Below are 16,115 nucleotides of genomic sequence, written 5' to 3'. Positions count from 1 at the left end.
CTACCTCAAGGACTTCGGTCAAAACAAATGCTGTCCAGGGCGACACGCCGGACTTCTTGCCACGTCAGCGCGGTGCTCCCGCGGGTCGGACGCGGGTGGCGGGACGGGGCGGTCGTGAGGCGGCCGCTGCGGCGGTCGTAGTGCCGTCGCGGGGCCGTCGCGGGTTGATTCCGGGGTGATTGTTGGGCCGGCCTTAGCGCATTCCCGGGGCGCTCGTCCCCAAAAGTTTCCGATCCCCGACGGTACTGCACAATCTCTGTCCACCGCCGCGCGCCCTTCAGTACCTTGATCGGTCGGCTGCGGCGATCGGGGGCACCATGACGGCAGCACACGCACCGGACACATCCGGGCCACCGGACACATCCGGGTCATCGGGCTCATCCGGGTCATCGGGCTCATCGGACTTACCGGATTCATGGGATTCGTCGGGCTTACCCGGCGACGGGGGCCTCGACGACCGGGTGCCGTTCCTGGCCCGGCTGGAGAGCGAGGACCGCTCGGCGCTGCTCGGTCTCGGGCACGAGCTCTCGTACGCGCCCCGGATGGTGCTCCTGCACCAGAGTGAGCCGTCCTCGCACGTCCTGTTCGTCACGCACGGCTGGACGAAGGTGACCGCGGCCGCCTCCAACGGCTACGAGGCGCTGCTCGCGCTGCGCGGCCCCGGCGACATCATCGGGGAGTCCGCGGCGCTCACCGGGCGCCCGCGGTCGGCCACCGTGACGGCCCTGGAGCCGGTCCGTACGGTCGCGGTCGAACGCGGCCGGTTCACCGAGTTCCTCGCCCGCTCCCCCGCCGTCTCCTTCGCCCTCCTCGGCCTCACCTCCGATCGCACCCGGGCGGCCGATCGGCGCCGCCTGGAATTCGCCTCCCTCAGCGTGCGGGAGCGCTTCGCGATCCTGCTGCTGGACCTGGCCCGCACCCACGGGCGCCGCACCGACCAGGGCATCGAACTCTCCGTCCCCCTGAGCAAACAGGAACTCGCCGGGTCGGTGGGGGCCTCCCGGGAGATGGTCCAACGCCTGCTGAAGGACCTGCGGGAACGGGGGGTCGTGACGACGGGACGCCGGGCGCTGGTGATCGTGCGGCCGGATGTGCTGCGGCGGATTGCGCGGGGGTGACGTGGGTTTGGTGGGGGTGGTGGGGCCGGGTCCGGTGGATCACTGCGGGCCGGTGGGGGCTGGCCGCGCAGTTCCCCGCGCCCCTGAGGGCCGGGGCTACGCCCGGGTTCCCCGGCCGCCCGCAGTTCTCCGGCTGCCGGCCGGTGGGGGTCGGTCGCGCAGTTCCCCGCGCCCCCAAAAGCCTCGGGGTGTCCGGCGTTCGAGGTCGGGGACCGGACGCCACCCGCTCCGACCGCACCTGCCGTCGAGGGCGAGGCCGTGGGCCAGTTCCCACCCCACCCCACCCCTCGACCTCCAGCCCATCCGACTGTCGGGCACGAGGTCGAGGCTCCGCCCCCGCCCACCCCGGCCCGCGTCTTCAGCCCGTCCGGCGAATGAGGACGAGGCCGTTCAGGCCGAAGCCGGGTCCGGGGGCGCAGCCCCTGGCGGGGTGCGGGGGCGGAGCCCCGCCGGGGCCAGGGTCCGGGGGCGCAGCCCCTGGCGGGGTGCGGGGGCGGAGCCCCGCCGGGGCCAGGGTCCGGGGGCGCAGCCCCTGGCGGGGTGCGGGGGCGGAGCCCCGCCGGGGCCGGGGTCGAAGGGGCGGAGCCCCTGGGGATGGGACGGGTAGGGGCGGCGGGGGCGAGGGACCGGGGGTTTTGTGCACGCCGTCACACTCCGACTGCGTCATCCGCCCTCACGCCACCACAACCCCGCCAGCCACTCTTCTGCCACTGCCGCACCACCTGCGAAAGGCGACCATGACCGACCCCGTGAGCCGGACGATCCTGTTGCTCGACATCGAGAAGTACAGCGACCGGGACGACATCGAACAGGCGTACCTGCGGCGCATGCTGTACGACGTCGCCGACCGCACCCTGGAACGCGCCGGCATCGACGAACGCCTGCGCCTGCGCGCCGACCGGGGCGACTCCGTGATGGAGCTGATCGACGCCAACGCCTCCGTCACCGCACTGCTGCGCGCCCTGCTCACCGAGGTCCCCACCCAGCTGCACACGGTCAACCGGATGGCGTCCAGCTCGGCGCAGATCCGGCTGCGCGGCGTCGTCGCCACGGGCTACGTCGCCGTGGACGAGCACGACGGCTGGGTCGGCTCCGACCTCAACCACGCCTGCCGCCTCCTCGACGCCCAGCTGCTGCGCGCGGCCCTGCGGGAGCGGAGCGACGACTTCGCCCTGTGCGTCTCGGAGAGCGTGCACACGGGGATCGTGCGGCACGGTCACGCGGGCATCCCGGCGGAGGACTTCCACGCGGTGACGGTGGACAGCAAGAACGGCCCGCTGCGCGCCTGGCTGCACGGCCCGGTGCCGGGGGCCGGCAACGACCACGGTGAGAAGGGGGGAACCTCGGTGCCGGGCGCCAGCTCGGGGGAGCGTCCGGCACCGAGGCGGGACCAGCCAGGGACCCAAGCGCCTGGGACCCAGGCTCCCGGGCCCCAGGCCCCCGAGGCCCGCGCCCCCCAGCCCTCCGCCCCTCCCGCGGGCGCCGTCTTCCACTTCGACGGAGGCGCCCCCACCTTCGGCGGCAGCCTCGTCGGCGGCGACCAGCACGGCGTGTCGGGCGGCCAGGTCACCGGAGACGTCCACCTCGGCGGGTCCGGGGGTGAGTCGGCGTGACGGTGCCTCCACCCACGGCGCCGGCCCCCGACGACGTACCCCCGAAGGACGTACACCCGGCCCCCGAACCGGACACCCGGCGCCAAGACGGAGAGGGGGAAGGAGAGGGGGAACAGGAGCGGACGCAGGAGGCGCGCGCGGCTCAGCGCGAGCTCTTCGCGCACACCCCGGGGTTCATCCTCGGCTCGGCCGCGTCCTTCGGCGGGAGTCTGGTCGGCGGCGCCCAGCACGGCGTGTCCGGCGGCGAGGTCGCCGGTGACGTGTTCATGGGCGGCAAGACGGAGATCCACCACCACGGCTCGGCGGCTTCGGCGGCGTACGCCTCCGGAGAGATCCCGCCGCGCCACCTCGAAGACCTGGACGCCGTCTTCGTCGAGAGCCCCGCCTTCGCCGCCGCCCTGGACCGCCTCCGCGAGGAACGCGTCCTCGTCCTCGCCGGCGCCCACGCCACCGGCCGCCACGCCGCCGCCCTGATGCTCCTGCACCGCCTGGGCGTGCCCGCCGTACACGCCCTCTCGCCGGAGACGAGCCCGGCGACCCTGAGCGCCCCGCTCACCGCACCCGGCGGGCACGTCCTGCGCGATCTGCCGCTGAGCCGCAACCGGCCGCTGCGCGACACCCATCTCTACGCGGCCCGCGACCAGCTCAAGAAGGTCGACGGGTATCTGGTGGTGACGGTCGAGAACTCGCCCTTCCTGCTGGGCGTCACCGCCTCCGTCTGGCAGCCGCCGGAGGCGTCGGCCGTCGTCCGCGCGTACGTGAGCAAGCACCGCGCGCGGAACACCGACGACCTCCTCGCCCTCGCCCCGGTGCGGGACTTCCTCGCACGCGGGCACCATCAGCCCGCCGAGGCGGCCGAGTTCGCGAAGGAGGTGGCGGGTTACGACGGTGGCGAGGCGGCTGCGGCCCGGCTCGCTGAGTTCGGGCAGGCGGCCGTGGAGCAGCAGTGCCGGGAGTGGCTGAGCGATCCCGAGTCCACGCTGCGCGACAAGGCCTTCCTCATCTCGCTCGCCGTCTTCGACCGGGCGCCGTACGTCCTCGCCGCCGAGCTCGCGGACAAGCTGTTCGTGCACTTCCAGCGCTTGCAGCACCCTGAAGAGCCGCCGGAGATCCCGGTGTTCGGGCTCGCCGCCGAGACCCGGCTCGCGCGGGCCCGCGCCGAGGGGGAAGTGCGCGACGAGGCGACCGAATGGGGCTCGGTGCCGCAGTTCACCGCGTTCTTCCGGAAGGAGAACACCCCGCGCGCCCTGCTCACCGAGGTGTGGACGGGGCATCCCTCGGCCCGGCCCGCGCTGATCGCCTGGCTGAAGGAGCTGGCCCGCGACGGGCGTCCCGTCGTACGGACCCGGGCCGCCGCGGCCACCGCCATGCTCGCGCTCGCCGACCTGCCCTCCGCGGTCGCGCTGCTGATCGACGGCTGGGCGGTGTCGAAGACGTTCGGCCCCCGTGTCACCGCCGCGAACACCCTCACGCTCGCCCAGCTCCTCGACGCGCCCGTCGTCCTGCGCCTGCTCACCCAGTGGTGCACGGACGCCCACTGGGGCCGCCGCTGGACCGCGATCCGCGCCTTCGGCCTGCTCACGCCGTTGCGGCCGGAACTCGTGGGTCCGGCTCTCAGCGCGCTCGCGGCCCGGGCCCGCGCCGACAACAGCAGCCCGGCCGAGGCGGCCAACCTGATCGAGTCCACGGCCCTGCTGCTCTCCGTGGGCCTCAGGCGCGGCGAGATGCTCTCCGAGCTGGTGCGGCTGCTCCACCACGACACCCCCGCGGTCCGCGCGCTGGCGCTGAGCGCCTTCGTACTGGCGTGCGACAACGCCGAGGAGGGCGCGCTCGTCGAGTGGTACGCCGACACCGGTATGTACGAGGCGGACTCGGCCCGTGACCTCGCCACCCTCTGGCGCACCGCGCTCGGCGACCGCGCCCGCACCCGAAGTGCCCTGAACGCCCTGCACACCTGGGTGTACGTGGCCGAGCGCCGCCCGGACGCGGCCCAGGCCCTGGAGCTGCTGCTGCCCGCGCTGGTCGTCACGGCGGACGACCACAAACGCCTCAGCCACGAACTGCGCACCCTGCGCGGCCGGGACGGCGGCCCGCGCCCGCCCCTCGCCGACCGCCTGCTCGGCGCGCTGCGTCCCACCGTCCCGACACCCTGACACAGAGTTACGAGGAGTTGACCCATGGCGGAATTCCGCCGCCCGCCGGAGTGGCAGCAACAGGCCGACCGGCACACCATGCTGATCGACCCGGTGCTCACCGTGCGGCCGATCTCCCGTTTCGACTACACGGCCCGGCGGCCGGTCTCCGCGATCGACCACGCGCTGGTGTTCGCCACCGTGAGCGGCACGTACGACGCGTACATGCCCCCGCACCGGCCGAGCCGCACGGACGCCGCGACCCGCCGCTACACCTCGGTCTACGAGGTCGACATGGGCAGCCACCCGGTCCAGCTGGAACTCGAACTGCCCAGCGACGACGACGCGTTCTCGTTCAGCGCCACCGCCGATCTGACCTGGCGCGTCGCGGACCCGATCGCTTACGTGGCGGGCGGCGAACGCGATGTGCCCACGCGGCTCGCCCGTGAACTCCACCAGTTCGCGCGACCGGTCAGCCGCCGGTTCTCCATCGAGGACAGCCGGGACGCCGAGGCCGAGGTCCAGTACGCGGTCGAGCGCGGCGTCTTCGCCGACGGCATCGGGCTCGCGGTCACGTGCGCGGTGCGGCTGCGCCTGGACGACGACGCGATCGCGCACAGACGGCGCAAACGGGCGCTGCGCTACGAGGCCGACATGCTCGACCCCGAGCACGAGTACCGGCTGCGCCAGGCCCAGCAGCTGCACGAACTGGAGGTGCTGCGCCAGCACCAGTCCCAGGAGCTGATGGCCCAGAAGATCGCCTTCTACCAGTACCACCTGCAACACGGGGGTGTCGCCCAGTGGGCCTTCCACCTCGCCGCGCACCCCGAGGACACCCGGATGGTCATCAACGCCCTCCAGAAGGACCAGCTCTCCGCCATCGAGAGCCAGCTGGAGCTGATCGCCGGAGACACCCTGGAGGACTACCAGAAGGCCGAGTCGGCCCGCTCCACCCTGCGCGTCGTCAAGGAACTGAACAGCCGGCAGGAGACCCCGCCACAGCCCCCGGTCCCCGGCCGACCGGCGCCGCCACCCGGGGGCGTACCGCAGCCGCCGTACGACCCCTCGCAGCCGTACGGGGCCGCCGCCCTGCCCTATGGCGGCGCTCCGGTCCCCGGAGGCTTACCGGGCGCCCCCCACACCCCGCCGGGGCCGCCCGTGTCCCACCAGCCGTACGTCCCGCCCGCGCCCGGGACCGTGCCGCCCGGGCCGTACCAGGCCGAGCCGCCGGCCCCGGCCGCGTCCGCCGCCGGCAGTCCCTACGACCAGGCCCCGCAGCCCCCGGCCGTGGCTCCCACGCCCGTCATCCCGCCCGCGCCCTCCGCCTGTCCGCCGCCCACGCCCCAGTCCCCGGCTGCGGAGTCCCCCGGGGCGGGACCGCGGTGACCACCACCGCTCCTGGCACCAGAACCGCAGAACGGCTGCTGGAGGAGCTGCGGGGCGAGATCGCCCGGGCCGACAGCAAGGCGTCCGTGCTCGTGGCGGCGCTCGGGATGACGGCGGGCGTGTTCAGCGGGCTGCTGGCCGGACGGAACTGGTCACCGAGCTCGCTCTCCGCGCCTGGCACGGCCGTCTGGTGGACCGGCGCCCTGGCCCTCGCCTTCGCCCTGTTCGCGCTGCTGCTCGCGGTGCTGCCCCGGTACCGCGCCGGCTCATGGGCCCCGGGCCGGCCCCTCTGTTTCTTCGGCGACATCCAACAAGCCGTACGTGAAGGTCAGTTGGCGACCGCTCTCGCCGACACCGACCGCGACCCCGCCGCCGGACTCACCGCGGCGCTCACCGAGACCAGCCGTATCGCCGCCCGCAAGCACCAGTGGATCCGCACCGGCCTGATCGCCTTCTGCGCGGGCACGGTGCTGCTTCCCGCCGGGCTGCTCATCGGCTGACGTCCCCATCCTGAAGGAGCCCCACCTTGTCCTACCCACCAGACCCGGCCGCCCCGGAGCCCGGCCCCGTCTACCCACACCCCCCGTACCCGGGCACGCCCGCGCCCCCACCGCCGTACCCCGGGGCCGCCTCGACTCCACCTCCGTATCCCGGAGCCGCCGCTCCCCCGCCCCCGTACCCCGCAGCCGCCGCTCCGCCCCTGTACCCGGAGACCCCCGCGCCCCCGGCCTATCCGGGCGGCGCACCCCAGTACCCGGGGGCCGGGGCCGCACCTTCGTACCCCGCGGCGCCGCCCGCCCACCCGGGGGCCGCGCCCGCGTACCCGAGCGGCCCGCAGCCCCCGACCGCCACCGCACCGCCGTACATCCCGCCGCAGACGCCCCCCGCACCCACACCCACATCCGCGGCACCGCCAGTACCTCCAGCACCGCCGGAGGCCACCGCACCCGACGACCTCGACTACCGTCACGCGGGCTCCCGCGTCCACGTGGCCGCGCACCAGCGCGGTGCCGACGCCACCGCGATCGGACAGCTGGCGGTCCAGGTGCCTGGCTTCCTGGTGAGCCTCGCCGTGGTCGCCTCGTTCGCCGTGGGAATCCTCGGCACGGCCATGGGCTGGCTGGTCATCCTCGCCTGGCTGGCCTCCGGGGCGCTCGTCTTCCACCGGCCCACCGAGCTGGCCTTCGCCCGGCACGTGATGAAGCTCAGGGTGCCGCTCGCCGAGGAGCGGGCCCGTCTGGAGCCGATCTGGCGCGAGGTCACCGCCCGTGCGGGCGTCGAGGCACACACGTACGAGCTGATGGTGGAGAACAGCACGGACCTGAACGCCGTGGCGGCCGCCGGCCACGTCGTCGGCGTCACGACGTACGCGCTGAACGAGATCCCCAGCAGCAACCTCGCCGCCGTACTCGCCCACGAACTCGGCCACCACACCGGCGGTCACGCCTGGACGGGCCTGCTCGGCTACTGGTACTCGCTGCCCGGCCGGATCGCCTGGGCCTTCATGCGGGGCGTCGCCCGGATCGCGATCCGGGTCGCGAGCGTCTTCTCACTCGCCGCGACCGGGATGGTCTACCTCTTCATCGGGATGTTCGTGATCGGCGGGTTCGTCGCCGCCTGGTACATCACCGTGCCGCTCGTCGCCGCCCCCTATCTGCTCGCCTACGTGGGCCGCCAGGGCGAACTGCGTGCCGACCGGCAGGCGGCCGACCTCGGCTTCGCGCCCCAGCTAGCGCAGGTCCTGTACCACTTCCAGGCCCAGGAGGACGCCGTGAAGGCGCAGGCCGCGGCGCAGGGCAGGCAGCTCAAGGAACCGGGCGGCCTGGCCAAGCTGCTGACCACCCACCCGGACAACTACACCCGGCTCCAGGCCCTGGAGCCCTACCTCCAGCTCAGCCGCTGACCACGAACGCCCGGCACCGGACAACGCCGAAGGGCGGCCACCCCGTACGAAACGGAGTGGCCGCCCTTCAGTACTTCAGACGTACGCCTTACTGGTTGTACGGACCGTAGTCGTAGTCCTCCAGCGGGACGGCCTGGCCGGAGCCGGTGCCGAACGGCGAGTAGTCGATGTCGTCGTAGCCGACGGCCGAGTACATCGCGGCCTTGGCCTCCTCGGTCGGCTCGACCCGGATGTTGCGGTAGCGGGACAGACCCGTACCGGCCGGGATGAGCTTACCGATGATGACGTTCTCCTTGAGGCCGATCAGGGAGTCGGACTTGGCGTTGATCGCCGCGTCCGTCAGAACCCTGGTCGTCTCCTGGAAGGACGCCGCCGACAGCCACGACTCGGTCGCCAGCGAGGCCTTGGTGATACCCATCAGCTGCGGACGGCCGGAGGCCGGGTGGCCGCCTTCCTGGACCACACGACGGTTCTCGGTCTCGAACTTCGAACGCTCGACCAGCTCGCCGGGCAGCAGCTCCGCGTCGCCCGACTCGATGATCGTCACACGGCGCAGCATCTGCCGGATGATGATCTCGATGTGCTTGTCGTGGATCGACACACCCTGCGAGTTGTAGACCTTCTGGACCTCGCCGACCAGGTGGACCTGGACGGCACGCTGACCCAGGATGCGCAGCACGTCGTGCGGGTTGGTGGCACCCACGGTGAGCTTCTGGCCCACCTCGACGTGCTCGCCCTCGGACACCAGGAGCCGGGCACGCTTCGAGATCGGGAACGCCGTCTCGTCGCTGCCGTCGTCCGGGGTGACGACGAGCTTCTTGGTCTTCTCGGTCTCCTCGATCCGCACGCGGCCGGAGGCCTCGGAGATCGGGGCGACACCCTTCGGCGTACGAGCCTCGAAGAGCTCGACGACACGGGGGAGACCCTGGGTGATGTCGTCACCGGCCACACCACCGGTGTGGAAGGTACGCATCGTCAGCTGGGTACCGGGCTCACCGATGGACTGGGCGGCGATGATGCCGACCGCCTCACCGATGTCGACCAGCTTGCCGGTGGCCAGCGAACGGCCGTAGCACATGGCGCAGGTGCCGACGGCGGACTCGCAGGTCAGGACCGAACGGGTCTTGACCTCCTCGATGCCGTGCTTGACCAGCTCGTCGATGAGGACGTCGCCGAGGTCGGTGTTGGCCGGGGCCAGCACCCTGCCGTCGACGGTGATGTCCTCGGCCAGCGCACGTGCGTACACGCTGGTCTCGACGTTCTCCGCCTTGCGCAGAACACCGTCCGCGCCGCGCTCCGCGATGTGCAGCTTGAGGCCACGGTCGGTGCCGCAGTCCTCCTCGCGGATGATGACGTCCTGGGAGACGTCGACCAGACGACGGGTGAGGTAACCCGAGTCGGCGGTACGCAGAGCCGTGTCCGCCAGACCCTTACGAGCACCGTGCGTCGAGATGAAGTACTCCAGCACCGACAGGCCCTCACGGAAGGAGGCCTTGATCGGACGCGGGATCGTCTCGTTCTTGGCGTTCGACACCAGACCGCGCATACCGGCGATCTGACGCATCTGCATCATGTTTCCTCGGGCACCCGAGTCAACCATCATGAAGATGGGGTTCGTCTTCGGGAAGTTCGCGTTCATCGCCTCGGCAACCTCGTTGGTCGCCTTGGTCCAGATCGCGATGAGCTCCTGAGTGCGCTCTTCCTTGGTGATCAGACCGCGCTCGTACTGCTTCTGGACCTTCTCGTCCTGCGCCTCGTAGCCCTTGACGATCTCCTTCTTCGCCTCGGGAACGACGACGTCGGAGATGGCCACGGTGACGCCGGAACGGGTCGCCCAGTAGAAGCCCGCCGCCTTCAGGTTGTCGAGCGTCGCCGCCACGATGACCTTGGGGTAGCGCTCGGCCAGGTCGTTGACGATCTCGGAGAGCTGCTTCTTGCCCACCGAGTAGTCGACGAACGGGTAGTCCTCGGGCAGCAGCTCGTTGAAGAGCGCACGGCCCAGAGTCGTACGGAGGCGGAAGGTGTCACCCTGCTGCCACTCGGGCTCGCCCTCCTCCTGCGCCGGCGGGGTCCAGCCGCGCGGCGGGATGGTGCCCACCGGGAAGCGGATGTCGACGGCCGACTGGAGCGCGAGCTCCCCGGCGTCGAACGCCATCGTCGCCTCGGCGGTCGAGCCGAAGGCACGGCCCTCGCCCTTGACGTCGCGCAGCTCGCCGTCCGTGGTCAGGAAGAACAGACCGAGGACCATGTCCTGGGTCGGCATCGTGACCGGGCGGCCGTCGGCGGGCTTGAGGATGTTGTTCGAGGACAGCATCAGGATGCGGGCCTCGGCCTGCGCCTCCGCGGAGAGCGGCAGGTGGACGGCCATCTGGTCACCGTCGAAGTCCGCGTTGAACGCGGTGCAGACGAGCGGGTGGATCTGGATGGCCTTGCCCTCGACCAGCTGCGGCTCGAAGGCCTGGATGCCGAGGCGGTGCAGCGTGGGCGCACGGTTCAGCAGAACCGGGTGCTCCGCGATGACCTCTTCCAGGACGTCGTACACGACCGTGCGGCCGCGCTCGACCATCCGCTTGGCGCTCTTGATGTTCTGCGCGTGGTTCAGGTCGACCAGGCGCTTCATCACGAACGGCTTGAAGAGCTCCAGCGCCATGGCCTTGGGCAGACCACACTGGTGCAGCTTCAGCTGCGGACCGACGACGATCACGGAACGCGCGGAGTAGTCCACACGCTTGCCGAGCAGGTTCTGACGGAATCGACCCTGCTTACCCTTCAGCATGTCGCTGAGGGACTTCAGCGGACGGTTGCCGGGGCCCGTGACCGGGCGACCACGACGGCCGTTGTCGAAGAGCGCGTCCACGGCCTCCTGAAGCATGCGCTTCTCGTTGTTCACGATGATCTCGGGAGCACCGAGGTCAAGGAGTCGCTTCAGACGGTTGTTGCGGTTGATCACGCGGCGGTACAGGTCGTTCAGGTCGGAGGTCGCGAAGCGGCCACCGTCCAGCTGCACCATCGGACGCAGGTCCGGCGGGATGACCGGCACGCAGTCGAGCACCATGCCCTTGGGGCTGTTGCTGGTCTGCAGGAACGCGGAGACGACCTTGAGGCGCTTGAGCGCACGGGTCTTCTTCTGGCCCTTGCCGGTGCGGATGATCTCGCGGAGGCGCTCGGCCTCCTCGTCGAGGTCGAAGGACTCCAGGCGCTTCTGCAGCGCCGCGGCACCCATCGAACCGTCGAAGTACGTGCCGAAGCGGTCACGCAGCTCGCGGTAGAGGAGCTCGTCGCCCTCAAGGTCCTGGACCTTGAGGTTCTTGAAGCGGGTCCACACCTCGTCGAGACGGTCGATCTCGCGCTGCGAACGGTCACGCAGCTGCTTCATCTCACGCTCGGCACCCTCGCGCACCTTGCGGCGCACGTCGGCCTTGGCACCCTCGGCCTCGAGCTCGGCCAGGTCGCTCTCGAGCTTCTTGGCGCGGGCCTCGAGGTCGGCGTCGCGACGGTTCTCGACCTGCTGACGCTCGACGGAGACATGCGCCTCCAGCGAGGGCAGGTCGCGGGTGCGGCGCTCCTCGTCGACGAACGTGATCATGTAGGCCGCGAAGTAGATGACCTTCTCGAGGTCCTTCGGGGCGAGGTCGAGCAGGTAGCCCAGACGCGACGGAACGCCCTTGAAGTACCAGATGTGGGTGACGGGAGCGGCAAGCTCGATGTGGCCCATCCGCTCACGACGCACCTTGGCGCGAGTGACCTCGACGCCGCAGCGCTCACAGATGATGCCCTTGAAGCGGACACGCTTGTACTTACCGCAGTAGCACTCCCAGTCCCGGGTCGGACCGAAGATCTTCTCGCAGAAGAGTCCGTCCTTTTCGGGCTTGAGGGTGCGGTAGTTGATGGTCTCGGGCTTCTTGACCTCGCCGTGGCTCCACTGACGGATGTCGTCAGCGGTGGCCAGACCGATCCGGAGCTCATCGAAGAAGTTGACGTCGAGCACTATGCGTCAATCCCTCTCAGGGTTGTAAGTCTTGGGGTCTGAAACGGGGGTCCTGGGGCCGGCGGGCCTTCTGCACCTTTTCCAAGGGCGTTCAAAGGCCCGCCGAACTCCCGTCAGACCTCTTCGACGCTGCTCGGCTCGCGCCGGGACAGGTCGATGCCGAGCTCCTCCGCCGCGCGGAAGACGTCCTCGTCGGTGTCACGCATTTCGATGGACATACCGTCGCTGGACAGCACCTCCACGTTGAGGCAGAGAGACTGCATCTCCTTGATGAGCACCTTGAAGGACTCGGGGATGCCGGGCTCGGGGATGTTCTCGCCCTTGACGATGGCCTCGTAGACCTTCACGCGGCCGGTCACGTCGTCGGACTTGATGGTCAGCAGCTCCTGGAGGGCGTAAGCGGCGCCGTATGCCTCCAGCGCCCACACCTCCATCTCACCGAAGCGCTGGCCACCGAACTGGGCCTTACCACCCAGCGGCTGCTGGGTGATCATCGAGTACGGACCGGTCGAGCGGGCGTGCAGCTTGTCGTCGACCAGGTGGTGGAGCTTGAGGATGTACATGTAGCCGACCGAGATCGGCTCCGGGAACGGCTCGCCGGAGCGGCCGTCGAACAACGGCGCCTTGCCGGACGGAAGCACCATGCGCTCGCCGTCGCGGTTCGGGATCGTGTGGTTGAGCAGACCGGCCAGCTCGTCCTCACGCGCACCGTCGAAGACGGGGGTGGCGACGTTGGTACCGGGGGCGACCACGTCGGCCTCGATGGCCTGGAGGCGCTGTGCCCAGTCGTCGGCGAGACCGGAGACGTCCCAGCCGCGGCTGGCGAGCCAGCCGAGGTGGATCTCCAGGACCTGTCCCGGGTTCATTCGGGACGGGACACCGAGCGGGTTGAGGATGATGTCGACCGGGGTGCCGTCCTCCAGGAACGGCATGTCCTCGATCGGCAGGATCTTGGAGATGACACCCTTGTTGCCGTGCCGGCCGGCGAGCTTGTCACCGTCCGTGATCTTGCGCTTCTGCGCCACGTAGACACGAACCAGCTGGTTCACGCCCGGCGGCAGCTCGTCGCCCTCTTCACGGTCGAAGACGCGGACGCCGATGACCTTGCCGATCTCGCCGTGCGGCACCTTCAGCGAGGTGTCGCGCACCTCGCGCGCCTTCTCACCGAAGATCGCGCGCAGCAGGCGCTCCTCCGGGGTCAGCTCGGTCTCACCCTTGGGCGTGACCTTGCCGACCAGGATGTCGCCGGCGACGACCTCGGCACCGATGCGGATGATGCCGCGCTCGTCGAGGTCGGCGAGGACCTCCTCGGAGACGTTCGGGATGTCCCGGGTGATCTCCTCGGGGCCGAGCTTGGTGTCACGGGCGTCGACCTCGTGCTCCTCGATGTGGATCGAGGAGAGGACGTCGTCCTGCACGAGGCGCTGCGACAGGATGATCGCGTCCTCGTAGTTGTGACCCTCCCACGGCATGAACGCCACGAGCAGGTTCTTGCCGAGCGCCATCTCGCCGTTCTCGGTCGCCGGGCCGTCGGCCAGAACCTGACCGGCGATGACCCGGGCGCCCTCGTCCACGACAACCTTCTGGTTGACGGAGGTGCCCTGGTTCGAGCGGGAGAACTTGTGAAGGCGGTACGTGGTGTACGTGCCGTCGTCGTTGGCGGTGGTGACGTAGTCCGCGGAGACCTCCTGGACCACACCGTCCTTCTCCGACTTCAGTACGTCACCGGCGTCGACCGCACAGCGGTACTCCATGCCGGTGCCGACCAGCGGCGCCTCGGACTTGATCAGCGGCACGGCCTGGCGCATCATGTTCGCGCCCATGAGGGCACGGTTGGCGTCGTCGTGCTCGAGGAACGGGATCATGGCGGTCGCGACCGACACCATCTGGCGCGGCGAGACGTCCATGTAGTCGACGTCCTCACCGGGGACGTAGTCGACCTCTCCGCCACGACGGCGGACCAGGACGCGGGACTCCTCGAAGCGGAGCTCGTCCGTCAGCGGCGCGTTGGCCTGCGCGATGACGAATCGGTCCTCTTCGTCGGCCGTGAGGTAGTCGACCTCGTCGGTGACGACACCGCCGGTGACCTTGCGGTACGGCGTCTCGACGAAACCGAACGCGTTGACCCGGCCGTAGGAGGCGAGCGAGCCGATCAGACCGATGTTCGGGCCTTCAGGGGTCTCGATCGGGCACATGCGGCCGTAGTGCGAGGGGTGCACGTCACGGACTTCGAAGCCGGCCCGCTCACGGGAGAGACCACCCGGGCCAAGCGCCGACAGACGGCGCTTGTGGGTGAGACCCGACAGCGGGTTGTTCTGGTCCATGAACTGCGACAGCTGGCTGGTGCCGAAGAACTCCTTGATGGAGGCGACGACCGGCCGGATGTTGATCAGGGTCTGCGGCGTGATCGCCTCGACGTCCTGAGTCGTCATGCGCTCGCGGACGACGCGCTCCATACGAGCCAGACCCGTGCGGACCTGGTTCTGGATGAGCTCGCCGACGTTGCGCAGACGACGGTTGCCGAAGTGGTCGATGTCGTCCGTCTCGACGACGATCTGAGTGCCGTTGTCCCCAACGGTCTCGGTCTCACCGGCGTGCAGCTTCACCAGGTACTTGATCGTCGAGATGATGTCCTCGACGGTCAGGATCCCGGCGTCCAGCGGGGCCTCGCCGCCCAGCTTCTTGTTGACCTTGTAGCGGCCGACCTTCGCGAGGTCGTAGCGCTTCGGGTTGAAGTAGAGGTTCTCAAGAAGCGTCTGCGCGGCCTCGCGGGTCGGGGGCTCGCCCGGACGCAGCTTGCGGTAGATGTCGAGCAGCGCGTCGTCCTGGCCCTGGGTGTGGTCCTTCTCCAGGGTGGCGCGCATGGACTCGTACTCGCCGAACTCCTCGAGGATCTGCTCGGTCGTCCAACCGAGAGCCTTCAGGAGAACGGTGACGGACTGCTTGCGCTTGCGGTCGATGCGGACACCGACCATGTCGCGCTTGTCGATCTCCATCTCCAGCCAGGCACCCCGGGACGGGATGACCTTCGCGGAGAAGATGTCCTTGTCGGACGTCTTGTCGATCGAGGAGTCGAAGTAGACGCCCGGCGAGCGGACCAGCTGCGACACCACGACACGCTCGGTGCCGTTGATGACGAAGGTGCCCTTGTTGGTCATGAGCGGGAAGTCGCCCATGAAGACCGTCTGGGACTTGATCTCGCCGGTCTCGTTGTTGGTGAACTCGGCGGTGACGAAGAGCGGGGCCGCGTACGTGAAGTCGCGGTCCTTGCACTCGTCGATGGAATTCTTCGGAGGCTCGAAGCGGTGGTCCCGGAACGTCAGGGACATCGACCCGGAGAAGTCCTCGATCGGGGAGATCTCCTCGAAGATCTCCTCCAGACCGGACTTCGTGGGGACGTCCTGTCCGTTGTCCAGAGCCGCCTCGACACGAGCCTTCCACGCGTCGTTGCCGAGCAGCCAGTCGAAGCTCTCGGTTTGCAGCGCAAGAAGGTTCGGAACCTCGAGGGGCTCCTTGATCTTTGCAAAGGAGATGCGCAGCGGGGCGGTGCTGGCGCCGTTGTTCGTATTCGCGGTCGAGGCAGTGCGCGAGGCGGCCAAGAGGGGGTCCTTCCGAGGGCTCGGACTCACTACGCGCGTACCGGCCCCCCACTGTGGGCACAGAGACAGTCCGTTCCCGATTCAGCCAAAAGGCCAGGTCAGGGATGATCTAGTCATCGGTGCTCACGCGAGGGCATGCCCCTGGTGACGGGCAGGAGGCAGCTAACAGGCAGCGCAAAGGGTCAGTGTAGCCACTAGGCCCACTGATGTCCAGTCCCGGTTTTTTGAGACCATCGTTGTTCTCAACACCTGCGGCAAGCCACGCCCTCAATGCACATCGATACTGCCCTCTTCGCCACCGATCCATGCCTCGGATCCGGATCGTTGTGACGACGCGTCCTGAGAATTGCGCGCTGCGTGCGGTTCGTCAAGGCCC

General features: G+C 69.9%; 8 protein-coding genes. 6 read left to right on the top strand and 2 right to left on the bottom strand.

Features of this window, described 5'->3' with window-relative positions; all coding sequences use genetic code 11:
* Nucleotides 1-461 precede the first annotated feature (461 nt).
* From ACIQTP_RS24945 to ACIQTP_RS24920, 6 genes are all read left to right on the top strand, one after another.
* A complete protein-coding gene (locus ACIQTP_RS24945) occupies nt 462-1,118 on the top strand; it encodes a Crp/Fnr family transcriptional regulator (RefSeq protein ID WP_403403236.1) in 657 nt (218 codons plus the stop codon).
* 737 nt (nt 1,119-1,855) lie between these two features.
* Nucleotides 1,856-2,731: a hypothetical protein gene (locus ACIQTP_RS24940; RefSeq protein ID WP_403403233.1), complete on the top strand. Its 876-nt coding sequence runs from the start codon at nt 1,856-1,858 to the stop codon at nt 2,729-2,731.
* A complete protein-coding gene (locus tag ACIQTP_RS24935) occupies nt 2,728-4,884 on the top strand; it encodes a hypothetical protein (protein ID WP_403403230.1) in 2,157 nt (718 codons plus the stop codon). Before ACIQTP_RS24940 ends, ACIQTP_RS24935 begins: the two co-directional genes overlap by 4 nt.
* A 24-nt stretch (nt 4,885-4,908) precedes the next feature.
* Nucleotides 4,909-6,249, top strand: a complete 1,341-nt coding sequence (locus tag ACIQTP_RS24930) for a PE-PGRS family protein (protein WP_403403228.1) — start codon at nt 4,909-4,911, stop codon at nt 6,247-6,249.
* A complete protein-coding gene (locus tag ACIQTP_RS24925) occupies nt 6,246-6,749 on the top strand; it encodes a Pycsar system effector family protein (protein WP_389593121.1) in 504 nt (167 codons plus the stop codon). The genes ACIQTP_RS24930 and ACIQTP_RS24925 overlap by 4 nt, the downstream gene beginning before the upstream one ends.
* Before the next feature lie 26 nt (nt 6,750-6,775).
* Complete coding sequence (locus tag ACIQTP_RS24920; protein WP_403403225.1) at nt 6,776-8,152, top strand: M48 family metalloprotease; 1,377 nt, start codon at nt 6,776-6,778, stop codon at nt 8,150-8,152.
* A gap of 88 nt (nt 8,153-8,240) precedes the next feature.
* On the opposite strand, the gene ACIQTP_RS24915 is transcribed toward ACIQTP_RS24920, so the two are convergent.
* Together ACIQTP_RS24915 and rpoB are read right to left on the bottom strand one after the other, a co-directional pair.
* Entirely contained in the window at nt 8,241-12,140 is a 3,900-nt protein-coding gene (locus ACIQTP_RS24915; RefSeq protein ID WP_403403222.1) for a DNA-directed RNA polymerase subunit beta', read from the bottom strand.
* A 113-nt stretch (nt 12,141-12,253) separates the two neighbouring features.
* Nucleotides 12,254-15,739: a DNA-directed RNA polymerase subunit beta gene (gene rpoB / locus ACIQTP_RS24910; protein WP_101400099.1), complete on the bottom strand. Its 3,486-nt coding sequence runs from the start codon at nt 15,737-15,739 to the stop codon at nt 12,254-12,256.
* Nucleotides 15,740-16,115 lie beyond the last annotated feature (376 nt).

Source organism: Streptomyces sp. NPDC090798, from assembly GCF_044768965.1.
Lineage (GTDB): Bacteria > Actinomycetota > Actinomycetes > Streptomycetales > Streptomycetaceae > Streptomyces.
This window is presented reverse-complemented; position numbering and strand designations above follow the sequence as displayed.